Below are 22,187 nucleotides of genomic sequence, written 5' to 3' on the forward strand. Positions count from 1 at the left end.
CACGTGGAATTCGCCGTACCACTTGTTCATGTTGACGATCTCGACGGCGACATCCGTCGCGGATACCGTCATCTTTTGCGCCTGGGCCTGGTTAGCCATTGTTTGTTCCTCTCCCTGTTCCGTCCGTCCGCCCCGCCCTCAGCGAAGGGCGGCCTTTCCCTCGAGCATCCGCGCATATTGCGTCAGCGGATAGCACAGCAGGAAAAAGATAACCGCGACAAGGCCATAGACCTTGAACGGCTCGAAGGTGGCGTTGTTGATCGCGTTCGCCGTCTTCAGCAGCTCCTCGAAGCCGAGAATGGAGGCGAGCGCCGTGCTCTTGATGAGCTGCACCAGGAAGCCGACGACGGGCGCGCGCGTGATGCGGAAGGCCTGCGGCAGGATGACGAGGCGCAGTTCCTGCAACCGGTGCAGGCCGAGGCTCGATGCGGCCTCCGATTGCCCGCGCGGCAGCGCTTCGACCCCGGCGCGCCAGATTTCGGCAAGATAGGCGCTGGCATAGAAGGTGAGCCCGCAGACGGCCGCCGTCCACGGCTCGATGCGCAGGCCGAGCATCGGCAGGCCGAAGAACATCAGGAAGAGTTGCATGAGCAGCGGCGTGCCCTGGAAGAGCGCGATATAGCCCGCGCCGAACCGCCGCGCCCAGGACGCCTTGGAAATGCGCGCGAACAGGATCGCGACCCCCACGGCCGCCCCGCCGGCGAAAGCCGCCGCCGACAGCAGCACCGTCCAGCGCGTGGCGAACAGCAGGTTGCGCAGGATATCCCAGAAGGTGAACTCGATCATTTTACGCCGGCTCCCAGCACGCGCCGTCCGAACAGGATCATTCCACGGCGAACCGCGGCGGACAAAGCGAGATAGATGAAGGTCACGACCAGATAGGTCTCGAAGGAGCGGAACGTGCGCGCCTGGAGCAGATCGGCCTCCTGGGCGAGTTCCCGCACCGAAATCTGCGAGACGACGGCCGATTCCAGCATCATGATGATGATCTGGCTGGTCAGCGCGGGATAGATGATGGCCAGCGCCTGCGGCAGGACGACCTTGAGGAAGGCGAGCCGGGGCCGCATGCCGAGCGCCGTCGCCGCCTCCCTCTGCCCCTTCGGCACCGCATCGAGACCCGCGCCGACCACTTCGATCGTATAGGCGGCCATGTTGAGGGTCATGGCGAGGATCGCCGCGACCATCGGATCCAGTCGCACGCCAATGCTCGGCAGCCCGAAGAAGATGAAGAAGAGCTGCACGAGGAAGGGCGTGTTGCGGATGATTTCCACATAGGCGCCCACCAGCTTGCGCAGCCAGAGATAGCGTCCCCGGCGCGCGGCGGCGCCGAGAATGCTGATCGTCAGGCCGAAGACCGTGGTGCAGGCAATGAGCAGCAGCGTCATCGCCGCACCCGAAGCCAGGGCCCCGAGGCTCCCCCAGAGCCAGGTGAAATCCAGAGCGTATTTCATGGCGCGCCCCTCAAAGCCGATACGTGCGAAAGGTCGCGTCAGTCCTTCAGGTTATCGGGATTGAGCGGCGTCTTGAGCCATTCCTTGGAGCTCGTATCGAGCGTGCCGTCGCTCACCATCTTGGCGATGGCTTCGTCGACCGCGTTTTTCAGCCCCTCTTCGCCCTTGCGCACGGCAATGTGCGACGGCGAGGTCAGAAGCTGGAACTTCTGCTCGGGCTTCAACTGGTCCTGACGGGCGAGCACCTGCGCGCCGACGTCGTTGCCGACGACCATCAGCTGGGTCTGGCCGGAAATGAAGGCCTGGATCACCGCATTGTAGTTCTCGAAGCGCTGGATCGTGGCCGATGCAGGGGCCGCCTCGGTCAGCGAGGTATCCTCGAGCGTGCCGCGGTTGACGGCGATCGTCTTGTCGGCGAGGTCTTCCTTGCCGGCGACCTTCAGGTCGGCCGGGCCGATGACGGCGATGTAGTAAGGCGCATAGGCCGCGGCAAAATCGATCGCTTCCGCCCGCTCCTTGGAGTAGCCGACGCTCATCAGGATATCGACGCGGTCGTCGTTGAGATAGGCGATGCGGTTCTGGCCGGTGATCCCCACCAGGTTGAGCTTCACACCGAGCGCATCGGCGATCTTCTGCGCGACATCGACATCGTAGCCCTTGATGCTCATGTCGGCGCTGGCGGAGGAAAACGGCGGGAAGTCGGAGAAGATACCGACATCGATCGTTCCCCCGCTCTTGATGTCCTCGAGCGCATCCGCCGAGGCAGCGCCGGCGAAGACACCGACGGCGGCAACCGCAATGGCGAGCACGGATGTCAGCTTGCGTGTGATTTTCATGATCTTCCTCCCTTTGAGCCCTCCCGCCGTGCCCGCAGGCCCGGTCGGCGCAGGAACGCGCCCTCCCCGGCATCGTTCTGTGGCTCGTATCATTGGCAGCGAATGCAAGGCGCGGAAGCCCGAAAATTCGGAGGCGTATATAAGGAAACGTGATAGCCGGATGCGGGCGCCCCAGGCGCGGTCCGCTCCCGGATCATCCGGGACAGCGCGATCCCGCTTCGGCTGGAAATGCTCTAGGCGGGCAGCATCGCGGCATGTCGCGCAATGAAGTCAACCAGATAGCGGGCGCCCTCCGCCATGTCCGGCTGATTGTAGAGGCCGATCTCGATGCGCACCGGACCGGGCAGGTCCGAGGACTTGTCCAGCGTCCGGCACCCTTCCGGCTGCGTATTGGCGATCATCGGCGCGATGCCGATGCCGACACGCACCGCCGTCGCCACGGCGACGAGCGTGGAGGCGACGCAGGCCGTCTTCCACTTGATGCCCTGTTGCGACAGGGCGCCCGTCACCGGGATCGTCCAGGGACACCCTTCCTCGAACATGATGATGGGCAGCGGCTTTTCCGCATCGACGACGAAATCGGACCGGACCGTCCACATCATGTATTCGGTCCAGACCAGAGCCGGTTTTCGCGGCAGACAGGTGACGTCGCACACCGCCAGATCGAGCACGCCGTCATCGAAAAGCGCGGCAAGCCGGCGGTTGGGTTCGATGATGATGTCGATCTCGATGTCGGGGTTCTGGTCGCGGAAATTGCGCAGGATCTGGATGAGGTGCCCGGCCGCGAAATCTTCCACCACGCCGAGGCGGATGCGGTCCCGGATGATCTTTCCGCTCAGCCTCTTGCCGGCTTCGTCGCCGAGCCGAACGATCTCGCGGGCATAGGGCAGCATGATCTGCCCCTGGGCGGTCAGTGAAAGCCCCTTCTGCGAGCGCGAGAACAGCCGGACGCCGACGAGGTCCTCCAGCTTGCGAAGCTGCATGCTGACGGCCGCCTGCGTCCGGTTGAGCGACGCCGCGGCCCCGCTGACCGTCCCGATCTCGGCGACGGCGAGGAAGGCTCTCAGCAGATAGGAGTCGACATCAAGCATTCAAACTCGTCAGGATCGATCGCAGTTGGGCGACACTGCGCCTTTGCGCAGCAACTCGAAGATCGCACCACCCTAGCAAATACGCAGCCGCGAATGGAGAGAAATCCGACCATGGCCGCCACGCGTCGAGCGCCCGTCCCTCGCCATCTCCCGTCCCGCTTCCCGGCCGCATGCGGGATGCTTGACAAAGGTGGAGCGTCCGTATTTCAATCGCTTTCAAATCCCGGGCCGACTTCGCCCGGCGTTCTCACATGACTTTGTTTGTCGAAGGGCAATAGCGCCCACAGCGGCCCGGTCTCCGGGGCTTTCCGCTGTGGGCTTTTCGTATTGGTGGCTGATGCAGGAAAGCGTGAAGATCGGCATCCTCTATTCGACCTCCGGCCCCTATGGGGCGATGGGGCGGGATGCGCGTGCGGGGGCCGAATTCGCCTTTCACGACTATCGCGCCCGCGGCGGCCTGCAGATCGAGCCGGTCTTCTTCGATCCGCGCGCGGATCTTGCAGCCTATCTGGAGGGCGCGCGCAGCCTCATCCGCGACCATGGCTGCCGGCACATCATCGGCACCATCACCTCTTCGGCGCGCAAGGAGGTCATTCCGCTCGTCGAGAAACATGACGGGCTGCTGTGGTACATGTGCCCCTATGAAGGTTTCGAGGCGAACGAGAACGTCATCTATATCGGCGGCTGCCCGAACCAGCATCTGATTCCGCTCTTCGACTACCTTCTGCCCCGCCACGGCGCGCGGCCCTATCTCGTCGGCGCCAACTATGTCTGGGGCTGGGAGATGAACCGGCTGGCGCGCGAACTCATCCACAATGCCGGCGGCACGGTGCTCGGCGAGCGTTACCTGCCGCTGGAGGAGACCGCCGTCGAGCGCATCGTCGCCGACATCGCGGAAAAGCGGCCGAGCTTCGTGCTGAACAATCTCGTGGGGCCGTCGAGCTACGCCTTCCTTGCCGCAATGCGTAAACTCGGCGAAAGCGACCCGGCCTTCCTGCCGGAAAACTGCCCGGTCGCCAGCTGCGACCTGCAGGAATGCGAACTCGGCGATATCGGCGAGGGTGCTGCCCTCGGCCAGCTCTGCGCCGCCTCCTATTTCGACACGCTCGACACGCCGGACAACCACGCCTTCAAGGCGCGGCTTGCGGCGTGGAGCGGCGGCGAGCGCATCGTCTCCAGCCTCTTCGCCAGCGCCTATACCGCGGTCAGCCTCTGCATCGCCTCGATCGAGGCGGCCGGTTCGGACGCGCCGGAGCGCGTGCGCGGCGAGGTTCTGGCGCGTGACTGGCCATCGCTCTTCGGCGCCATGCGGGTGGATGCGGCAACCAACCATGCCGCGCTTCCCTTCCTGCTCGGTCGCATCAACGACCGCTGCGGCTTCGACGTTATCGCCTCTGCGCCTGCGCTGGCCGCCGACCCCTATCTGACCGGCGCCGCAACCCGGCCGGCACCGCGTCTGAGGGTCGTATCATGACGACGAGGACCCCGAACTTCACCGGCTGGCGCGCGGTCGTCCTCAGCGAAGAGGACGGCAGCACCGATCGCCTGCGCCGCCAGCTCGGCCTGCTCGGCATTTCGGTTTCCCTTCAGTGGACGCCGCTTGCCGCCACCGACCTGCCCGATCTCGTGCTGATCGATGCCGACCGGGGTTGGGACGAACTCCTGCCCTTTTCCGACGCGGCGCCGGCCTGCCCGGTCGTCGCGCTGCTCGGTTCGGAAGCGCCGGGCCGCATCTCCTTTGCGCTGCGCCACGGCGCCGGCGCGATCATCCCGAAGCCGGTCGCCGCCTCCGCCGTCTATCCCGCGCTGGTGCTCGCCGTCTCGATCCATGCGGAACGGGTGGAAGCGCGTCGCCGTATCGCCCATCTCGAAGAGCGGCTGAAGCTGCGGCCGCTCGTCTTTGCCGCCGTCACGCGCCTTGCCGGCGAGCGGCATGTCGACGAGGAACGCGCCTATGCGATCCTGCGTGACTGCGCCATGCGCCGCCGCATGCCCATCGAACAGCTTGCCGCCTTCTTCCTCGGCGGTTCCGAAACCCTGCGCGAGGTCGGTTGATGCGGGTGCTGAAGGAATTGTGCCGCCAGCCCGCCGCGGTTTTCGGTCTCGTCATCGTTCTTGCCGTCGTCGTCGCGGCCATCGCCGCGCCGTGGCTGGCGCCCTATGCGCCCGACAACCAGATGTTCGACGGCCTGACGCTGGAGGGCGCGCCCATGCCGCCCGGCGAGCAGTTCGTGCTCGGCACGGACACGCTCGGCCGCGACCTGCTTTCGCGCCTGCTCTACGGCGCGCGCACCTCGCTGATCATCGGCCTCGTCGCCAACGGCATCGCGGTCGCCATCGGCCTCTTCGTCGGGGTCACCGCGGGTTACATGCGCGGCTGGGTCGGCGGCCTCCTGATGCGCTTCACCGACCTGATGATGGCCTTTCCGGCGCTGCTGCTCGCCATCGTTCTTGCCGCCATCCTCAAGCCCAGCCTGTGGATCGTCGCCATGGTGATCGCACTGGTCAACTGGGTGCAGGTGGCCCGCATCGTCTATACGGAGACCCGCGGACTGGTGGAGCGCGACTTCATCATGGCGGAACGGGCGCTCGGCGCCGGCAATGCCCGCATCGTGCTGCTGCACGTGCTGCCGCATCTCGTGCCCACCGCCATCGTCTGGGGCACGCTCGGCATCGCCACGACCGTGCTGCTGGAAGCCACGCTCTCCTTCCTCGGCATCGGCGTGCAGCCGCCGGAACCCTCCTGGGGCAACATCATCTTCGAGAGCCAGAGCTATTTCCAGGCCGCCCCCTGGCTCGTCTTCTTCCCCGGCGCGGTCATTCTCCTGACGGCGCTCGCCTTCAACCTGGTGGGCGATGCGCTGCGCGACATCCTCGACCCGACGCAGCGGGGCCGCGGCTGATGGCAAGACTTCTCGCAAAGCGCCTCGTCCAGTCGTGCCTCATCCTGCTTGGCGTCGCGGCCATCACCTTCGTGCTGCTCTATGCCCTGCCGGCCGATCCCGCGCGCATGCTCGCCGGCCGCAGCGCGACGGCCCAGACGGTGGAAAACATCCGCCGCGAACTCGGCCTCGACCAGCCGCTGTTCACCCAGTTCCTCACCTATCTCGGCAATCTCCTCCAGGGCGACCTCGGCCGCTCCTATGCGCAGAAGACCGAGGTCGCGACCCTCATCGCCGCCCGCCTGCCGGCGACGCTGACGCTGATGGCGGCCGGCATCTTCGTCGAAGTGCTGCTCGGTCTCACCTTCGGCATCGTCGCGGCGCTGAACCGCGGCGGCGCCATCGACCGCATCGTCATGACCTCCGCCTTCGTCGGCGTCTCCGCCCCGCAATTCGTCGTGGCGCTGCTCCTGCTCTATGTCTTTGCCGCGACGCTCGGCTGGTTCCCGATGAGCGGCTACGGGACGGCCGCCCACGTCGTGCTGCCCGCCATGACGCTCGGCATTCTCGGCGCCGGCTGGTATGCGCGCATGGCGCGTTCAGCGATGATCGACGTGCTGAATCAGGATTTCATCCGCACCGCCCGCGCCAAGGGGCTTTCGGGCCGGCGGGTGGTGCTGCGCCATGCGCTTCCCAACGCCATCCTGCCCATCGTCGCGATGATCGGCATCGATATCGGCCAGTTCATGGGCGGGGTCGTCGTCGTCGAGGCCGTCTACGGCTGGCCCGGCATCGGCCAGCTTGCCTGGCAGGCGATCCAGCAGGTCGACATTCCCATCATCATGGGCGTCACGCTCACCTCCGCCTTCGCCATCATCGTCGGCAATCTCGTCGCCGACCTCATCGCACCCATGATCGATCCACGCATCCGCACGCATTGAAACCAAAAGGGGAACTTAAAAATGTTCAATCGCTGGATTTTGACGACGACGACGGCGGCCGTGCTCGCCCTTTCTCCGCTGCTGGCCCATGCCGGAACGCCGGCCCAGGGCGGCGAGATCGTCGTCACCTACAAGGACGACATCACCACGCTCGACCCGCATATCGGCTATGACTGGGTGAACTGGTCGATGATCAAGAGCCTGTTCTCGCGCCTGATGGATTACGAGCCGGGCACCGCCACGCTCGTGCCCTCGCTTGCCGAAAGCTTCGAGGTCGCGCCCGACGGGCTCACCTATACGTTCAAGCTGCGCAAGGGCGTGAAGTTCACCAATGGCCGCGAGATCGTCGCCGCCGACGTGAAATATTCCATCGAGCGCGCCGTCAACCCGAAGACGCAGGGCCCCGGCGCCGGCTTCTTCGGCGCCATCAAGGGCTTCGACGACCTGACGGGCGGCAAGTCCGAACTGCTCTCGGGCATCGAGACGCCGGACGAGCAGACGGTCGTCTTCCACCTCTCGCGTCCCGACGCGACCTTCCTGCATGTCATGGCGATCAACTTCGCCTCCGTCGTGCCGAAGGAGGCCGTGGAGGCCGCGGCCGGCGATTTCGGCAAGAAGCCGGTCGGGTCGGGTTCGCTCGTCCTGAAGGACTGGACGATCGGCCAGAAGCTCGTCTTCGAACGCAACCCCGACTACTTCGTGAAGGACGTGCCGCATGTCGACAAGGTGACGGTCGAGGTCGGCCAGGAACCGCTCGTGGCGCTGCTGCGCCTGCAGAAGGGCGAGGTCGACATCGCCGGCGACGGCATTCCGCCGGCAAAGTTCCTGGAGATCAAGAACTCGCCCGAGGGCGCGGCGATGATCGTCGACGGCGAACAGCTGCACACCGGCTACATCACGCTCAACACCAAGGTGAAGCCCTTCGACGACGTGAAGGTGCGCCAGGCCGTCAACATGGCGATCAACAAGGAGCGCATCACGCGCATCCTGAACGGCCGCGCCACCGCAGCAAACCAGATCCTGCCGCCGCTGATGCCGGGTTACGACAAGGCCTTCACGGGCTATGCCTATGACGTGGAGAAGGCCAAGGCGCTGCTGGCCGAGGCCGGCCATCCCGACGGCTTCGAGACGGTGCTCTACTCCACCAACACCGATCCGCAGCCGCGCATCGCCCAGGCGATCCAGCAGGATCTCGCCGCCATCGGCATCAAGGCCGAGGTCCGCGCACTGGCGCAGGGCAACGTGATCGCCGCCGGCGGCACGGAAGGCGAAGCACCGATGATCTGGTCCGGCGGCATGGGCTGGATCGCCGACTTCCCGGATCCATCGAACTTCTACGGCCCGATCCTCGGCTGCTCCGGCGCCGTTTCCGGCGGCTGGAACTGGCCGTGGTACTGCAACGAGGCGATCGACAAGCGCGCCGGCGAGGCCGACGCCATGTCCGATCCGGCCAAGGCCGCGGAACGCCAGGCGGCCTGGGGCAAGATCTTCACCGACGTCATGGCGGATGCGCCCTGGGTGCCCGTCATCAACGAGCGCCGCGTCGTGGCCAAGTCCCTGCGCATGGGCGGACCGGACAACATCTACATCGATCCGACGCGCGTCATCAATTACGACGCGATCTTCGTGAAGCCCTAAGCCCAAGCCCTTGATATCGCTCTCCCCGCCTCCGCGGGGGGAGCCTTTGAAAACACACGACCGGGAGCCTTTCCATGTGCGTCGCCTGCACCCACACCATTCACCGCGCGCAGCATAATTTCGGCTGGAACCGCGATTTTCCGCCGGCTCTGACAGCCCGGCCCGGCGAGACCATTCTTTTCGAATGCCTCGATTCCTCCGGTGGCCAGCTCGGCAGGGATGCGACACTGGAAACGCTCGCGGCGCTCGACTTCGGCAAGGTGAACCCGGTCTCCGGCCCGGTCTATGTGGAAGGCGCGGAGCCCGGCGACGCGCTGAAGGTGACGATCCGCAAATTCCATCCGTCCGGCCATGGCTGGACGGCCAACATTCCCGGCTTCGGCCTGCTTGCCGACCAGTTCAAGGATCCGGCGCTGCACATCTGGTCCTACGATACGCAGTCGATGGCGCCGTCCGCCTTCGGCCCCGGCGGCCGCGTGCCGCTGAAGCCCTTTACCGGGACGATCGGCGTCGCGCCGGCCGAACCCGGTCTTCATTCCGTCGTGCCGCCACGCCGCGTCGGCGGAAACATGGATATCCGCGACCTCACGGCCGGCGTCACGCTCTACCTGCCCGTCGAGGTGGAGGGCGCGCTGTTCTCCGTCGGCGATACCCATGCCGCGCAGGGCGACGGCGAGGTCTGCGGCACGGCGATCGAAAGCCAGATGAATGTCGAACTCACGCTCGACCTCGTGAAGGGCGCCAGTCTGCAGACGCCCCGCTTCACCACGACCGAGCCGGTGACGCGCCATCTCGATGGCGCCGGCTATGAAGTGACGACCGGCATCGGCCCGGACCTGATGACCGGCGCACGCGAGGCGCTGATGCGCATGATCGACCTTCTCGTCGCCGAACACGGCTACAGCCCCGTCGATGCCTACATGCTCTGCTCCGTCTGCGGCGATCTCCGGATCAGCGAGATCGTCGACATGCCGAACTGGGTCGTCTCCTTCTACTTCCCGAGGATCGTCTTCGCGTGACCGCCAGCAATGCCGCCCCGGTTCTGTCCGTCCGCAACCTCTCCGTCGATGCGCGCACGCCCGAAGGGCTGAAGCGCATCCTCGACGGGGTGAGCTTCGATCTTGCCGCAGGCGAGACGCTTTGCCTCGCGGGGGAATCGGGGTCCGGCAAGTCCGTCACCTCCCTCGCCATCATGGGGCTGCTGCCCAAGGCCTCGCTCAAGGTCTCCTCGGGCGAAATCCGGCTGGAAGACCGCAACATCCTCGGCATCCCGCACCGGGCGCTCCGGAAGATCCGCGGCGGCGATATCGCCATGATCTTCCAGGAACCGATGACCTCGCTGAACCCCGTCATGACCATCGGCGACCAGATGGTGGAGGCGATCCGCGAGCACCGCGAGGATATTCCCGAAGGCGCGGAGGCCATCGCCCGCTCCATGCTCGATGCCGTGCATATGAGCGAGGCCGCGCGCCGGCTGAAACAATATCCGCACGAGCTTTCCGGCGGCATGCGCCAGCGCGTGATGATCGCCATGGCACTCTCCTGCCGGCCCAAGGTGCTGATCGCCGACGAGCCGACCACCGCCCTCGACGTGACCGTGCAGGCGCAGATCCTGAAGCTGATGCGTGAACTCCGGCGTGAGTTCTCCACCTCCATCCTGATGATCACCCACGACATGGGCGTGGTCGCGGAAATGGCGGATCGCGTGGCGATCATGCAGCAGGGCAAGGTGGTGGAACAGGGCGACGCGCTCGATATCTTCGCCCGTCCGAGCGAACCCTATACGCGCCAGCTCCTCGCCGCCGTACCCCGCCTCGGCGCCCATGCCGGCACGGATGGCCCGCCGCGCCTGACCGGGGCCGCGCCACCCGCCGCGGATAAGCCGGTTCTGGTGGTAAGGGATCTCAGCGTCACCTATGGCGCGCGCACCGGCTGGTTCAACCGCGCCCCCGCCGCGCCGGCGACGGTGAGCGACATTTCCTTCGCCATCAAGGCCGCCGAAACGCTCGGCCTTGTCGGTGAAAGCGGCTCGGGCAAATCGACCACCGGCAAGGCGGTGCTGAACCTTATTGCCTTCGCAGGCAGCGTTAAGATCGACGGGCAGGAAACGGCGGGCCTGAAGCCGGCCGCGATGCGCCCCGTGCGCCGCGTCGCCCAGATGATCTTCCAGGATCCCTATGCCTCGCTCGACCCGCGCATGACGGTCGGCGCGGCCATCGCCGAGCCGCTGGTCATCCATGGCGTCGGCAACGCGTCCGAGCGGCAGGACCGCGTGGCGGCGCTGCTGGCCCGCGTCGGCATGCCCACGGATGCCCGCAGCCGCTATCCGCACGAATTCTCCGGCGGCCAGCGCCAGCGCATCTGCATCGCCCGCGCGCTCGCTTTGGAGCCGAAGCTGATCGTCGCCGACGAAAGCGTCGCCGCCCTCGACGTCTCCGTGCGCGCCCGCGTGCTCGACCTGATGCTGGAACTGCAGGAGCAGATGGGCCTTGCCTATCTCTTCATCTCGCACGACATGGCCGTGATCGAGAAGATGTCCCACCACGTCGCCGTCATGCGCGGCGGGCGCATCGTCGAGATAGGCACGCGCCGCCAGGTGTTCGAGAACCCGGCGGACGACTATACCCGCAACCTGATGGCCGCCATCCCGATCCCCGACCCGACGGTCTACAGGCAGGCAAGGGTGGCCTGAGGCTTCGCCGCCGCCGGTGGTCGGTGCCGGCCCGGCGGCCCCCTATATGGCGTCAACTGAAGACGATGCCGCCGTCCACGTTCAAGGTCTGGCCGGTGACGAAAGCGGCATCATCAGAGGCGAAGAAGGCGACGGCGCCGACAACGTCCTCCGGATCGCCGATGCGGCGCATCGCGGTCTTGTCCTGCCAGCTCTTGCGGATCTCAGGATCGTCGAGATTGACGCGGCCCATGTCGGTCAGGATGATGCCGGGGCAGACGCAGTTCGCGGTGATCCCGTCGACGCCCACCTCCTGCGCCAGAACGCGCGTGAAACCCATCACCGCCGCCTTCGAGGCCGAGTAATGCGCCTGCGACGGTGCTCCGTGCTTGCCGCCGATCGACGCGATGTTGACGATGCGGCCATATCGGCGTGCCTTCATCATTGGCAGCAGCGACTGGATGACGAGGAAGGTGCCCTTGGCATTCACGTTCATGACGCTGTCCCAGTATTCCTCCTTCAGCCCGTCCACATCGCCGGCGATCAGGATGCCGGCATTGTTGACGACGACATCGATGTGGCCGAAGGCCTCGATGGCGGTCTTCGCCATGGTCTCGACGGCCGCCCTGTCGCTGACATCGGCAAGAACCGTCACGGCGCGGCGGCCGAGCGCCTCGATCTCGGCGGCGACGCCGGAAAGGGTATCCTTCTGGCGCGCGATGTCGTTCAAGGCGACGTCGTAGCCGCGTCGTGCAAGGCCGACGGCGATGGCCGCACCGATGCCGCGGCTGGCGCCCGTGACGAGGGCTGTACGGTTGGAAGCAGTCATGAGGGGTCTCCGTGGTTACAGGGCAGTGTAGCCGCCATCGATCGCCAGCACCGTTCCGGTGATGTAGCTCGATGCATCGGCAGCCAGGAAAAGGACGGCATTGGCGATCTCGCCCGGATCGCCGAGACGCCCCATGGGCGTCATCCGCATCCAGGTGTCGAACCATTCGGGGTTGCTGCGGCCACGCAAGGTCAGTTCCGTGCCGACATAGCCGGGCGCGACCGCGTTGACGCGCACGCCGCTTTTCGCCCATTCGACGGCGAGCGACTTGGTGAGAAGGTTCACGCCCGCCTTGGCCGCATTGTAGGAGGCCTGGGGCTGCGGGTAGACAACGATCTCGCCGCACATCGAGGAGATATTGACCATCGTCCCCCGCCCGGCCGCGACCATGCGCCGGCCAAAGGCCTGTGCGCAGAGGAAGACGCCACCAAGATCGATGTCGATGACCGACTTCCAGTCGTCGAGGCTCATCTCGGTCGCCGGCGCATTGCGCACGATGCCGGCATTGTTGACGAGAACGTCGACCGCGCCGTGCTCCCGGTAGATCGTCTCCACGACCTGCGCCACCCCTTCGGGGTCGGTGACGTCGAGTGCAATGAAGGCCGCCTTCCCGCCCGCGCTGACGATGGCCTGCGCTGTCGCCACGCCTTCCGCCTCATCCCGGTCGGCTACGAGGACCTCGGCGCCGGCACGCGCCAGGCGCTCGGCAATCGCCCGGCCGATGCCGCGCGCCGCCCCTGTCACGACGGCCCGCCTGCCGTCGAGCCGGAAATCCGCGTCGCTCATGCGCCCCTGCCGTCCTGCCCGCGCACGGACTTCAGCGCTGGATAGAGCGCCAGATATTGCCGGTAGATATCGTCATAGAGCGCCATTTCCCTGGCGCGCGGCTCAATGCGCTTGCCCGGCCGGACCATCGCCGCGATACCGTCGTCGATGCTCGCGAAATGGCCCGCGCCATGGGCGGCAAGGACGGCCGAGCCGACGGAGGGCGCATCGCGCGAGGCGGGCACGCAAACCGGAAGGCCCGCGGTATCGGCATGGATCTGCAGCCAGAGATCCGAGGCCCCGGCCCCGCCGCCCACGGTGATTTCCGTGCCGCGATAGCCGGCGGCGGCCATGGAGTCGAGAATGGCGCGCGTGCCGAAGCCGATGCCCTCCATGATCGCCCGGAAGATGTGATGCGGCTCATGGGCGAGCGTAAGCCCGACGATGGCGCCCCGCGAAAGCGGATCGGTATAGGGCGTGCGGTTGCCCTGGAAATGATCCTGCACCAGAAGCCCCTCGCAACCCGGCTCCAGCGCCGCCGCCTTCCGGTTCAGGTCGTCGAGATCCATCGTGCCGTTCATCAGGCGGCCGAGCCAGGCGATGATCGAGCCCGTGGAGGTCTGGCCGCCCTCGACGATGTAGCGGTCGGGATAGACGCAGTCCCGATAGGTGCCCCAGATGCCCGGCGCGTGAACCGCCGATTCCGTCACGCCGAACTGCAGATGCGAGGAGCCGGTGATGAGGGCAAGCTGGCCCGGATGCGCGACGCCGAGGCCGATCATGCCGATCAGCGCGTCCGCCCCGCCCTGTACGACCTTCACCCGGGTCGAAAGACCGAGTTCATCCGCCGCCTTGCCCGAAAGGTTCGCGATCACGCCCCCCGGCGGCACGATGCGGTGCGGCCATTTTTCGAGCAGCGCGCCAAGGCCCAGCGCCTGCACCAGCGTGGCGGGCCAGCCGCCGCGGTCGGTCTGATAGTGCCAGCGCAGCGTGACATTGTTCAGGCTGGCGGCGCGCTCGCCCGTCAGCCGCAAGGTCATGAAGTCCTGATATTCGCAGATCGTGTGGGCCTTTTCGAAGACCTCCGGCTCGTTGCGGGCGATCCAGAGTGCCTTCGGGATCATCCATTCCGCCGAGACCGGTCCACGTCCCCCGCCATTGGAGATCAACGCCCCGTCCCCGGTCGCCAGAACCGCTTCGGCCTCCGCGCTGGCGCGTACGTCCATCCAGATGATGGCGGGCCGCAGCGCTTTGCCCTCGCGATCCAGCGCGACGACCGTGCAGCTCGTGGTCGCGAGCGTGATCGCCTCAATGGCGGCGGGATCGACCCGCGCCGTCTCGATCGCCTGCCGGGCCGCGGCGACGAAAGCCCGCCACCAGTCCTCAGGGTCCTGCTCCGCGCGCGCTCCCGCGGAAAACTTCGTCTCATACGCCACGGCGGCGCTGCCAAGGCAGGTGCCGGACAGATCGTAAACGCGCGCGCGGAGGCTTTCGGTGCCACCGTCGGCAGTCAGGAAATAGGCCATGTTTCTCCTCCCGGCAGGCGTCTCCTCGGTACTATTGAAGAGAACGCATGATCTCCAAGGCTTTCGCGCCGTACATGACGGCCGGACCGCCGCCCATCTCGATCGCCACCTCCAGCGCCTCGATCAGTTCGGCTTCCTTTGCGCCGTGCTTCAGGGCCGCGTCGACATGATAGAGAATGCAATCCTCGCACCCCTTGGCAACCGCAATCGCCACGGCCATCAGTTCCTTCTGCGCGGCGCTGAAGGTGCCGGCGCTGGCCGCCACCTTGCTGACGCGGGCAAAGCCGCCGAAAAGTTCGGGGCTCGCCTTGGCCAGCGTGCCGATGCGCCTTTGCGCATCCTTCAGTCTTTCCATCGTATCGGGCATGGTGCCTCCTCAGGCGGTCAGGATTTCGAGCACGTCCTTGCTCTGGTCCCACTGCGGCATGTGGCCGGAGCGCGCCAGAAGATGGATCGCGACCGTGGGCGGCAGCGCCAGAACGTGTTGCCAGGGGATGATCCGGTCTTCGAGACCGAAGAGGACGCGGACGGGCACCGTGCCGGACAGCCTGCTGATCGCAGCAAGGCCGTCGATCTTCTGGCCGGATGCGCCCGTGACGGCCCCGGCAAGCGCCACAAGGCGGCCCCGCGCGAAATCCTTCGCAAGGGCGGCCAGGGCCGCTTCCGACAGGTCCACACCGTTGACGGTGAGGCGCCGCAGGAGATGGGCGACCTCGCCCGGCGCGTTCGCCTGCGCCATGCCGCGCACGAAATCGACGTCAATCTGCGACCCGAGGCCGGCCGGCGCGATAAGGGAGAGCGAGCGGACCCGCCCGGCCGCCGCGCCCGCAAGGCCGAGCGCCGCCACCGCCCCGAGGGAATGGGCGACGACGTCGACGTCGGCAAGGCCGAGCGTGTCGAGGAACTCCGGCAGATCCTGCGCGAGATCCGATGCATCCCGCACCTCGATCTCCGTCAGGCCATGGCCCGGCAGATCGGGGGCGATGACGCGCCGGCCGGCGCGTTTGAGGCCGGCCGCGACGGCCGCCCAGGTCGTGCGATCGCCCGAGAAACCATGCAGCAGCAGGACCGGCCGGCCGGAAGCCGCGCCGCTGTCCGAATAGGCCATGCGCCCGCGGCGAAGCGCGGCAAAGCGCACGTCCGATGGCCGCGGGCCGCTGCCGGCGGCGGCAAGGACGTCACCCTTCTCGATGCGGCCGCGCCGGCCGGTCCCGGCGATGGCCGCGATATCCAGCCCATGACGCCGGGCGAGCCGGCGCGCCAGCGGCGTCGCCCGCACGCGCCCTTCCCTGCGCGCTGCCATGGGAACAGGGGCGGCGGGTGCGGCCGTTTCCGGCTGGGCCGCCGGGGCCGGGCGTTCTGCGACCGGCGCGACCTGATCGGCCGGAGCCTCGATGCGCGCGACAGGTTCCCCGACCGTCACCATCTCGCCCTCGCCGCGCAGGATGGCGACCATCCGGCCATCATGCAGCGCGGGAAACTCGGCAATCGTCTTGTCCGTCTCGATTTCGATGATCGCCTCGCCGCGGGCAAAGCGCTCTCCGGGCGCCTTCAGCCACTTGGCGATGCGCCCTTCTTCCATCGTCTCGCCGAGACGCGGCATGGCGAGATCGGTCTCGCTCCAGCCGGGCGCCGTGTCCGTGCCATCCGGCACGGGGTCCGCCGCCTCGCCCTCTTCCGCCGTCCAGTCCGGGCCGTCGCCGATGTCGATGCGCGCCAGCGGCTTGCCGACCTCCACCATATCGCCGATCGACACCAGAATGTCGCCGAGACGGCCGTCGCCGAGCGCCGGGAACTCGGCGATCGTCTTGTCCGTCTCGATTTCGAGGATCGGATCGCCGCGCTTGAAGCTGTCGCCCGGCGAAATCAGCCAGCCGACGACCTTGCCCTCGTCCATCGTCTCGCCGAGGCGGGGCATCTTCAGGATGCGTTCCGTCATGACAGCATTCTTTCCGCGGCATCGGCGATGGAGCGGGCGGACGGCACGCTGCCGGATTCAAGGTCCTGCGAAACAGAAATCGGGATGTCTTCCCCGGCCATGCGCACGACGGGCTGTTCCAGGAAATCGAAGCATTCTTCCGAAATGCGCGCGGCAAGCTCCGCCGCAACGCCGGCCGTCATCACGCCTTCGGATACGACCAGCGCCTTTCCGACCCGCTCGACATGTTCCCGCACCGTATCGAAATCCAGCGGATTGAGCGTGCGAAGGTCGATGACGGTCGCCTCGATCCCCTTGCGGGCAAGCGCCTCGGCGGCGTCCAGCGCATGGAAGACCTGCCGGGAATAGGTGACGATCACGAGGTCCTTGCCGTGACGGCGCACGGCAGCCTTACCCCACGGCAGGGGTTCGGCATCGAAATCGACCTCTTCCTTGCGGGTATAGAGCGCCTTGTGCTCGATGAAGACGACCGGATCGGGCTTCGTCAGGCTCTGGCGCAGCAGGTGATAGGCATCCGCCGCCGTCGCCGGCATGGCGAGGCGCAGGCCCGGCGTGTGCATGACCCAGGCCTCGAGGCTCTGGGAATGCTGCGCGCCGGCCGAGCGGCCCGTGCCGCCCTGCGTACGCAGCACCATCGGCACGCCGATCTGCCCGCCGAACATGTAGCGGATCTTGGCGGCCTGGTTGGCGAGCTGGTCCATCGTCATGCCGAGGAAGTCGACATACATCAGCTCGGCGACGGGGCGCAGGCCCGTCATCGCCGCGCCGACGGCGGCGCCGATGATCGCCGGTTCGGAGATCGGCGTGTCGATCAGGCGCTGCGGCCCGTGCGTCTTGATGAGATCCTTCGTGACGCCGTAGGCGCCGCCGTAGCGACCGACCTCCTCGCCGATCACCACGATCGTCTCGTCTTCATGCATCGCATCGTCCAGCGCCTTGCGGAGTGCGTCTCGGTAGGTGGTGGAGGTCATCATGCGTCATCCCTGGCAAGTACACGGTCGATCCGGACGCCGACCGGCTCCGGCTCGGGCTCCCCGACGGCGTAGACGTCGCGGAACATGGAGGAGAGCGCCGGCGCCCTGGATTCGACGGCGAAGTCGATCGTCGCGTCCATTTCGGCCGCGATCTCCTTGTCCATCGCGTCGAGCGCGACGGCCGTTTCCAGGCCGCTCGCGACCAGCTTCTCGCGGGCGAAGAGGACCGGGTCCTTCTTGCGGCCCTCGATTTCCTCCGCCTCGCTGCGATAGGGGCTCTTGTCCATGCGGGCATGGCCGAAGAAACGGTAGACCTCGACGGACAGGAAGCCGGGCTTGCCGGCGCGGGCGTCGTCCACCAGCCAGCGGGCCGCGGTTTCCACCTCCTCGACGTCGAGACCGTTCACCACGGCGCCGTTGAGGCCGAAGGCCTTCGCGCGCTCGTCGAAACGGCTGCTGCGGGTCGCCTGGTCGATGCGCGTGCCCATGCCGTACTGGTTGTTGACGCAGACGAAGAGCACCGGCAGGTCCCAGAGCGCCGCCATGTTCATGCTCTCGTAGAGGATGCCCTGCTGCATGGCGCCGTCGCCGAAGAAGGCGACGGAGACCGAGTCCTGCTTCAGATACTTGCTCGACAGGCCGGCCCCGACGACGGCCGGAATGCCGCCGCCGACGATGGCATTGGCGCCGAGATGGCCGAGCGCCATGTCGGCGATATGCATCGAACCGCCCTTGCCCTTGCAGTAACCGGTTTCCTTGCCGCCGATCTCGGCCATCATCTGCCTGGGATCGGCGCCGCGGGCGAGGAAGATGCCATGGCCGCGGTGATGCGTCGTGAACGTGTCCTGCGGCTTCATGGCGGCGCAGACGCCGGCGGCGCTGGATTCCTCGCCGATCGACAGATGCAGCATGGAGCCGGCCGACTGGCCGCGGATGAAGAGTTCGCCGACCCGTTCCTCAAAGGTGCGGATGCGCCGCATGGTCCTGTAGAGATCGAGAAGGTTGGAATTGACAGGAGCGCCCACGCGTCCCTCCCTGTTGCTTGCAATGTTGAGATTGAACCGGCGTGATCAGAGCAGCTTGAGCTTCGTCGTGCGCGACACGATGGCCACCGCCACGAGGATGATCAGGCCCTTGACGATGCTCTGGATGTACGTGTCCATGCCGATGAGGTTGAGGCCATTGTTGATGACCCCGATGAAGAGGGCGCCGAAGAAGGTGCCGGCGACCGTCGCCGTGCCCGGACGGAACATCGTCATGCCAATGAACACGGTGGCGAGGCCGTCGAGCAGATAGCGTTCCCCCGCATTCGGCTGGCCGGAGCCGAGGCGGGCGGCGAGCAGCGCACCGGCGACGGCGGCAAAGAGACTGCACACGATGAGCCCGGCGGCGCGGTAGAAGCGCCCGTTGACGCCCGACAGCTCGGCCGCCTTCAGGTTGCCGCCGACGGCGTAGATGTAGCGGCCGAAGATCGTGCGCTCCATGACGAACCATGCCAGCGCCACGAAGAGAACCATGGCATAGGCAAGGACCGGCACACCGAGGAGCTGGCCCTGGCCGAACCAGAGGTAGGTCTCCGGAAGGCCGCCATAGATCGCCCGCCCGCCGGTCGTCAGGAAGTTGATGCCATAGAGGATGGAGCCGGTCGCCAGCGTCGCGATCAGCGAGGGCACGCCGACAAGTGTCACCAGCGCGGCGTTGATCGCCCCCACCAGCAGGCCCGCGCCGACACCGGCCAGCAGGGCGGCCGGCAGCGGAACGCCGGAGACCAGCATCAGCGGCACGAGAATGCCCGACAGGCCGACCATGTAGCCGACCGAAAGATCCATCTCGCGCGCCGCGAAACCGAAGGTCAGTCCGGCCCCGACGATCGTCAGCATGGAAATCTGCTGCACGATGTTGAGAAGGTTGGTGGCCGTCAGGAAGCGGTCGACGGTCAGCGCGAAGCCGATGAAAAGCAGGACCAGCACGAGGAGCGTGCTGTAGCGAAGCAGCCAGTCCTTACGGATGCGGCTGGACGAAGCGTCCCTGGCTTCGGCGGTGGGGGATGCAGCGTTCACGGGAGCACTCCTGCCATGGCGGAAATGAAACGGTTTTCGGAAAAGTCGGGCCGGGCGATCTCGCCGCCGGCGCGGCCGTTGACGAAGGGGATGACGCGGTCGGCGACCTCGGCGATTTCCATGAGATCCGAAGAGGTGACGATGATCGCCGCGCCCTGCGCCGCCAGCCGCCGGATCTGCGTATGGATTTCGCGCTTGGCGCCGATATCGACGCCTTCAGTCGGCTCGACGAAGATCATCAGGCTGTAGCGGGCGTCCGCGCCATAGAGCCACTTGCCGATGGAGACCTTCTGCTTGTTGCCGCCGCTGAGGTCCTTGACCATCTGGGCGCTGGAATGCGCCTTGACATTGAGCAGCGCCATGACCGACGCGGCCTCGCGCCTTTCCCTTGCGGGCGACAGGACGCCGAGGCCACCGACGGCGGCATGCGCGGGATGGACCATGGCGAGGTTTTCCCGCACCTCCCAGTCGGCGACGAGGGAGTTTTCCATTCGCTGGTCGGGAATGAAGGCGACGCCCTGCTTCTGCATCCGGCGCGCGTCAATGCGCCCGAGCGGCGCTCCCCTGAACAGGGCCTTGCCGGTGACGACGCCCTCGCCGGTATAGATCGAGCGGGCGAAGCCGAAATGCCCGGCACCGGTCAGACCGATCATCCCGACGATCTCGCCCGCCCGGATGGCGAAGCGATCGACATGGACATTGCCGGCGCGCCAGCCCTCCGCCGCGAAGACCGTTTCGCCCGGCTGACGTTCGCGAGCGGCTTCGGCCTCCATTGCGGCGGGTTTGCCGGAGCGCTGCAGCATGTAGTCGACAAGCTGCGCCTCCGTCGTCTCGCCGGCCGGCCGGGTCGCGATATGGCGGCCATCGCGCAGCACCGTGATGCGGTCGCTGAGCGCCTTCACCTCGGAGAGGAAATGGCTGATGAGCACGATACCGATGCCGCGCGCCGGAAGCGACCGGATGATCCCCCAGAGGTTTTCCTTCTCGCGCGACGGCAGGGTCGCCGTCGGCTCGTCGAGGATCAGCAGGCGGATATCGCTGCGGAGCGCCCGTACGATCTCGATGACCTTCTGGTCGGCCATCGGCAGGCTTTCCACCGGCGCGTCGAGATCGATGGAAACGTCCGGAAACCATTGCGCCATGAGCGCCGCGGCGCGGCGCTTCAGCGCGCGCCTGTCGATGATGCCGAGCGCCAGGCGCGGCTCGTCACCGAGAAGAATGTTCTGTGCGGCGCTGAGGGCCGGCACGAGGCTGCCTTCCTGCGAGACATGCGCGATGCCCTTGCGCAGGGCATCGCCCGCGCTGGCCAGCGTCACCTCGGTTCCGTCGACCGCAATCCGGCCGGCGGTCGGCTGCTTCGAGCCGCCGAGAATGCTGACCAGCGTCGTCTTGCCGGCGCCGTTCTCGCCGATGAGGCCATGCACCTCGTCGAAGCGGAAATCGACGCTGACCCCGTCGAGCGCGCGCGTGCCGGGATATTGCATCACGATGTCGGATAGGCTGACGGACATCCGTCTCTCCAGGAAACCTGTTCGTGAAAAGGGTGCCGGCCCACCGCGAAAGCGGGCCGGCCTGGCGGTCACTTGGGGAGGAAGTCCGCGCAGTTCTGCTTGGTGACGAGCGGGGCGTCCATGTAGACGGTCTTCGAGGGGATGACCTTGGCCGGGTCTTCCTTCTTTTCGACGATTGCCTCGATCCATTCGCCCGCCTGCGCGCCCATCTTCTCGAAGGGCTGGCTGACAGTGGCGATCATCAGGCTGTCCGGCTTGCAGACCTCGGCGACGGCATTCGGATGGCCGTCGATGCCGATGACCTTGACGTTCTTGAGGCCCGCGCCCTGGAGCACATTGATGGCGGCCTGTGCCGGTTCGTCCCACGGCGCCCAGACGGCATTGATCTCTTCGCCGAAGCGGGACGCATAGTCCTGCATGGTCGAGGTCGTGTCCTCGAAGAAGGCGGTGTAGTCGATATTGTGCTCGGCCAGCACCTTCACGTCCGGATATTCCTTGAGGATCGTCTCCATGACGTCGCCGCGCTTGCGGGTGCCGTGGTGTTCGGCCATGCGCAGGAAGATGATGTTGCCCTTGCCGCCCAGCTCGTTCAGCAGATAGGGCGAAACGTCCGACGACATGGCCCAGTTGTTGGTGGTGATGTCGACGAGCACGCCCGGAATGTAGCCGCTGTCGACCGTGATGACCGGGATATTCGCCTTGATCGCCGCATCGAGCGCCGCGCGCGAGGCGCGCAGGTCCGCCATGGTGATGATGATGGCGTCGACGCCGCGCGAGGCCGCATCCTGAAGGTTCGAGGCCGTGCGCTCGCCCGAACCGCCGCTGTCGAGCAGGCTGACGTTCCAGTCCTTGCCCGTTTCCTTCAGCCACGCGTCGAAGCCGGCCTTGACGCGCTGCTCCGACTGGGCGGCGGCATTGGCATGCACCCAGGCCAGGTTCATCGCGCTGGCGCTGACGGCAGACAACAGAAATCCTGCAGCGGCGGCGAGCGCCGCTTTCCTCCACATTCCAGACATGTGATTTCCTCCAATACGGATCGATGATTGACCCGTTCCCTCATTCGCGTTCAAAGC

Annotated in this window: 21 protein-coding genes and 1 pseudogene; 7 read left to right on the forward strand and 15 right to left on the reverse strand. The window is 66.6% G+C overall.

What is annotated here, in order from left to right:
- The 5 genes and pseudogenes from V8U06_RS27080 to V8U06_RS27100 all read right to left on the reverse strand — a co-directional run.
- Positions 1 to 99: pseudogene (locus tag V8U06_RS27080) on the reverse strand (amino acid ABC transporter ATP-binding protein); the annotation flags it as partial.
- A 39-nt stretch (positions 100 to 138) separates the two neighbouring features.
- Positions 139 to 786 (reverse strand): amino acid ABC transporter permease, encoded by a 648-nt coding sequence (locus V8U06_RS27085; RefSeq protein WP_427143315.1) that lies wholly within the window; start codon positions 784 to 786, stop codon positions 139 to 141.
- Positions 783 to 1,451 (reverse strand): amino acid ABC transporter permease, encoded by a 669-nt coding sequence (locus V8U06_RS27090; protein ID WP_226923259.1) that lies wholly within the window; start codon positions 1,449 to 1,451, stop codon positions 783 to 785. The genes V8U06_RS27085 and V8U06_RS27090 overlap by 4 nt, the downstream gene beginning before the upstream one ends.
- A gap of 38 nt (positions 1,452 to 1,489) precedes the next feature.
- Positions 1,490 to 2,287: a transporter substrate-binding domain-containing protein gene (locus V8U06_RS27095; protein WP_427143316.1), complete on the reverse strand. Its 798-nt coding sequence runs from the start codon at positions 2,285 to 2,287 to the stop codon at positions 1,490 to 1,492.
- 233 nt (positions 2,288 to 2,520) lie between these two features.
- The gene (locus tag V8U06_RS27100) at positions 2,521 to 3,378 is read right to left on the reverse strand and encodes a LysR family transcriptional regulator (RefSeq protein ID WP_427143317.1); all 858 of its coding nucleotides are present in this window, start codon (positions 3,376 to 3,378) and stop codon (positions 2,521 to 2,523) included.
- A 337-nt stretch (positions 3,379 to 3,715) separates the two neighbouring features.
- On the opposite strand from V8U06_RS27100, the gene V8U06_RS27105 reads away from it, so the two are divergent.
- The 7 genes from V8U06_RS27105 (at position 3,716) to V8U06_RS27135 (ending at position 11,531) form a co-directional block, all read left to right on the forward strand.
- Positions 3,716 to 4,852 carry a transporter substrate-binding protein gene (locus V8U06_RS27105; protein WP_427143348.1) on the forward strand — a complete coding sequence of 379 codons (1,137 nt, stop codon included), beginning with the start codon at positions 3,716 to 3,718 and terminating at the stop codon, positions 4,850 to 4,852.
- Positions 4,849 to 5,433 (forward strand): ANTAR domain-containing response regulator, encoded by a 585-nt coding sequence (locus tag V8U06_RS27110; protein ID WP_427143318.1) that lies wholly within the window; start codon positions 4,849 to 4,851, stop codon positions 5,431 to 5,433. Before V8U06_RS27105 ends, V8U06_RS27110 begins: the two co-directional genes overlap by 4 nt.
- On the forward strand, positions 5,433 to 6,281 hold the full coding sequence (locus tag V8U06_RS27115; RefSeq protein WP_226923281.1) for an ABC transporter permease: 849 nt from the start codon (positions 5,433 to 5,435) through the stop codon (positions 6,279 to 6,281). The genes V8U06_RS27110 and V8U06_RS27115 overlap by 1 nt, the downstream gene beginning before the upstream one ends.
- Positions 6,281 to 7,201 carry an ABC transporter permease gene (locus V8U06_RS27120; protein WP_226923283.1) on the forward strand — a complete coding sequence of 307 codons (921 nt, stop codon included), beginning with the start codon at positions 6,281 to 6,283 and terminating at the stop codon, positions 7,199 to 7,201. The genes V8U06_RS27115 and V8U06_RS27120 overlap by 1 nt, the downstream gene beginning before the upstream one ends.
- 21 nt (positions 7,202 to 7,222) lie before the next feature.
- Positions 7,223 to 8,839 carry an ABC transporter substrate-binding protein gene (locus V8U06_RS27125; RefSeq protein WP_427143319.1) on the forward strand — a complete coding sequence of 539 codons (1,617 nt, stop codon included), beginning with the start codon at positions 7,223 to 7,225 and terminating at the stop codon, positions 8,837 to 8,839.
- A gap of 74 nt (positions 8,840 to 8,913) precedes the next feature.
- The gene (locus V8U06_RS27130) at positions 8,914 to 9,858 is read left to right on the forward strand and encodes an acetamidase/formamidase family protein (protein WP_427143320.1); all 945 of its coding nucleotides are present in this window, start codon (positions 8,914 to 8,916) and stop codon (positions 9,856 to 9,858) included.
- Complete coding sequence (locus V8U06_RS27135) at positions 9,855 to 11,531, forward strand: ABC transporter ATP-binding protein (protein WP_427143321.1); 1,677 nt, start codon at positions 9,855 to 9,857, stop codon at positions 11,529 to 11,531. Before V8U06_RS27130 ends, V8U06_RS27135 begins: the two co-directional genes overlap by 4 nt.
- A gap of 52 nt (positions 11,532 to 11,583) precedes the next feature.
- Here the strand turns inward: V8U06_RS27135 and V8U06_RS27140 are convergent, their stop codons facing one another.
- The 10 genes from V8U06_RS27140 to V8U06_RS27185 all read right to left on the reverse strand — a co-directional run bounded on the left by V8U06_RS27140 (position 11,584) and on the right by V8U06_RS27185 (position 22,130).
- Positions 11,584 to 12,339, reverse strand: coding sequence for an SDR family NAD(P)-dependent oxidoreductase (locus V8U06_RS27140; protein ID WP_427143322.1), 756 nt, complete (start codon positions 12,337 to 12,339; stop codon positions 11,584 to 11,586).
- A 15-nt stretch (positions 12,340 to 12,354) separates the two neighbouring features.
- Positions 12,355 to 13,125: an SDR family NAD(P)-dependent oxidoreductase gene (locus V8U06_RS27145; RefSeq protein ID WP_427143323.1), complete on the reverse strand. Its 771-nt coding sequence runs from the start codon at positions 13,123 to 13,125 to the stop codon at positions 12,355 to 12,357.
- Positions 13,122 to 14,630 carry an FGGY-family carbohydrate kinase gene (locus tag V8U06_RS27150; protein ID WP_427143324.1) on the reverse strand — a complete coding sequence of 503 codons (1,509 nt, stop codon included), beginning with the start codon at positions 14,628 to 14,630 and terminating at the stop codon, positions 13,122 to 13,124. Before V8U06_RS27150 ends, V8U06_RS27145 begins: the two co-directional genes overlap by 4 nt.
- Before the next feature lie 31 nt (positions 14,631 to 14,661).
- Complete coding sequence (locus tag V8U06_RS27155) at positions 14,662 to 14,997, reverse strand: carboxymuconolactone decarboxylase family protein (RefSeq protein WP_427143325.1); 336 nt, start codon at positions 14,995 to 14,997, stop codon at positions 14,662 to 14,664.
- 9 nt (positions 14,998 to 15,006) lie between these two features.
- The gene (locus tag V8U06_RS27160; RefSeq protein WP_427143326.1) at positions 15,007 to 16,569 is read right to left on the reverse strand and encodes an acetoin dehydrogenase dihydrolipoyllysine-residue acetyltransferase subunit; all 1,563 of its coding nucleotides are present in this window, start codon (positions 16,567 to 16,569) and stop codon (positions 15,007 to 15,009) included.
- Entirely contained in the window at positions 16,566 to 17,543 is a 978-nt protein-coding gene (locus V8U06_RS27165) for an alpha-ketoacid dehydrogenase subunit beta (RefSeq protein WP_226923300.1), read from the reverse strand. The genes V8U06_RS27160 and V8U06_RS27165 overlap by 4 nt, the downstream gene beginning before the upstream one ends.
- A complete protein-coding gene (locus tag V8U06_RS27170) occupies positions 17,540 to 18,568 on the reverse strand; it encodes a thiamine pyrophosphate-dependent dehydrogenase E1 component subunit alpha (RefSeq protein ID WP_427143327.1) in 1,029 nt (342 codons plus the stop codon). Before V8U06_RS27170 ends, V8U06_RS27165 begins: the two co-directional genes overlap by 4 nt.
- Before the next feature lie 45 nt (positions 18,569 to 18,613).
- Positions 18,614 to 19,603 carry an ABC transporter permease gene (locus tag V8U06_RS27175; RefSeq protein WP_427143328.1) on the reverse strand — a complete coding sequence of 330 codons (990 nt, stop codon included), beginning with the start codon at positions 19,601 to 19,603 and terminating at the stop codon, positions 18,614 to 18,616.
- Positions 19,600 to 21,114: a sugar ABC transporter ATP-binding protein gene (locus V8U06_RS27180; RefSeq protein ID WP_427143329.1), complete on the reverse strand. Its 1,515-nt coding sequence runs from the start codon at positions 21,112 to 21,114 to the stop codon at positions 19,600 to 19,602. Before V8U06_RS27180 ends, V8U06_RS27175 begins: the two co-directional genes overlap by 4 nt.
- A 68-nt stretch (positions 21,115 to 21,182) precedes the next feature.
- Positions 21,183 to 22,130 (reverse strand): sugar ABC transporter substrate-binding protein, encoded by a 948-nt coding sequence (locus V8U06_RS27185; RefSeq protein WP_226923308.1) that lies wholly within the window; start codon positions 22,128 to 22,130, stop codon positions 21,183 to 21,185.
- Positions 22,131 to 22,187 lie beyond the last annotated feature (57 nt).

Source organism: Shinella sp. G-2 (assembly GCF_050172695.1).
In the GTDB taxonomy this organism is placed as follows: Bacteria; Pseudomonadota; Alphaproteobacteria; order Rhizobiales; family Rhizobiaceae; genus Shinella.

Excerpts from the sequence above, each read along its gene's own strand:
- V8U06_RS27155 (WP_427143325.1), bottom strand. The coding sequence starts at position 14,997 with ATGCCCGATACGATGGAAAGACTGAAGGATGCGCAAAGGCGCATCGGC.
- V8U06_RS27125 (WP_427143319.1), top strand. The coding sequence starts at position 7,223 with ATGTTCAATCGCTGGATTTTGACGACGACGACGGCGGCCGTGCTCGCC.
- V8U06_RS27160 (WP_427143326.1), bottom strand. The coding sequence starts at position 16,569 with ATGACGGAACGCATCCTGAAGATGCCCCGCCTCGGCGAGACGATGGAC.
- V8U06_RS27115 (WP_226923281.1), top strand. The coding sequence starts at position 5,433 with ATGCGGGTGCTGAAGGAATTGTGCCGCCAGCCCGCCGCGGTTTTCGGT.
- V8U06_RS27185 (WP_226923308.1), bottom strand. The coding sequence starts at position 22,130 with ATGTCTGGAATGTGGAGGAAAGCGGCGCTCGCCGCCGCTGCAGGATTT.
- V8U06_RS27100 (WP_427143317.1), bottom strand. The coding sequence starts at position 3,378 with ATGCTTGATGTCGACTCCTATCTGCTGAGAGCCTTCCTCGCCGTCGCC.
- V8U06_RS27085 (WP_427143315.1), bottom strand. The coding sequence starts at position 786 with ATGATCGAGTTCACCTTCTGGGATATCCTGCGCAACCTGCTGTTCGCC.
- V8U06_RS27165 (WP_226923300.1), bottom strand. The coding sequence starts at position 17,543 with ATGATGACCTCCACCACCTACCGAGACGCACTCCGCAAGGCGCTGGAC.
- V8U06_RS27110 (WP_427143318.1), top strand. The coding sequence starts at position 4,849 with ATGACGACGAGGACCCCGAACTTCACCGGCTGGCGCGCGGTCGTCCTC.
- V8U06_RS27105 (WP_427143348.1), top strand. The coding sequence starts at position 3,716 with ATGCAGGAAAGCGTGAAGATCGGCATCCTCTATTCGACCTCCGGCCCC.
- V8U06_RS27090 (WP_226923259.1), bottom strand. The coding sequence starts at position 1,451 with ATGAAATACGCTCTGGATTTCACCTGGCTCTGGGGGAGCCTCGGGGCC.
- V8U06_RS27145 (WP_427143323.1), bottom strand. The coding sequence starts at position 13,125 with ATGAGCGACGCGGATTTCCGGCTCGACGGCAGGCGGGCCGTCGTGACA.
- V8U06_RS27130 (WP_427143320.1), top strand. The coding sequence starts at position 8,914 with ATGTGCGTCGCCTGCACCCACACCATTCACCGCGCGCAGCATAATTTC.
- V8U06_RS27095 (WP_427143316.1), bottom strand. The coding sequence starts at position 2,287 with ATGAAAATCACACGCAAGCTGACATCCGTGCTCGCCATTGCGGTTGCC.
- V8U06_RS27120 (WP_226923283.1), top strand. The coding sequence starts at position 6,281 with ATGGCAAGACTTCTCGCAAAGCGCCTCGTCCAGTCGTGCCTCATCCTG.
- V8U06_RS27140 (WP_427143322.1), bottom strand. The coding sequence starts at position 12,339 with ATGACTGCTTCCAACCGTACAGCCCTCGTCACGGGCGCCAGCCGCGGC.
- V8U06_RS27180 (WP_427143329.1), bottom strand. The coding sequence starts at position 21,114 with ATGTCCGTCAGCCTATCCGACATCGTGATGCAATATCCCGGCACGCGC.
- V8U06_RS27150 (WP_427143324.1), bottom strand. The coding sequence starts at position 14,630 with ATGGCCTATTTCCTGACTGCCGACGGTGGCACCGAAAGCCTCCGCGCG.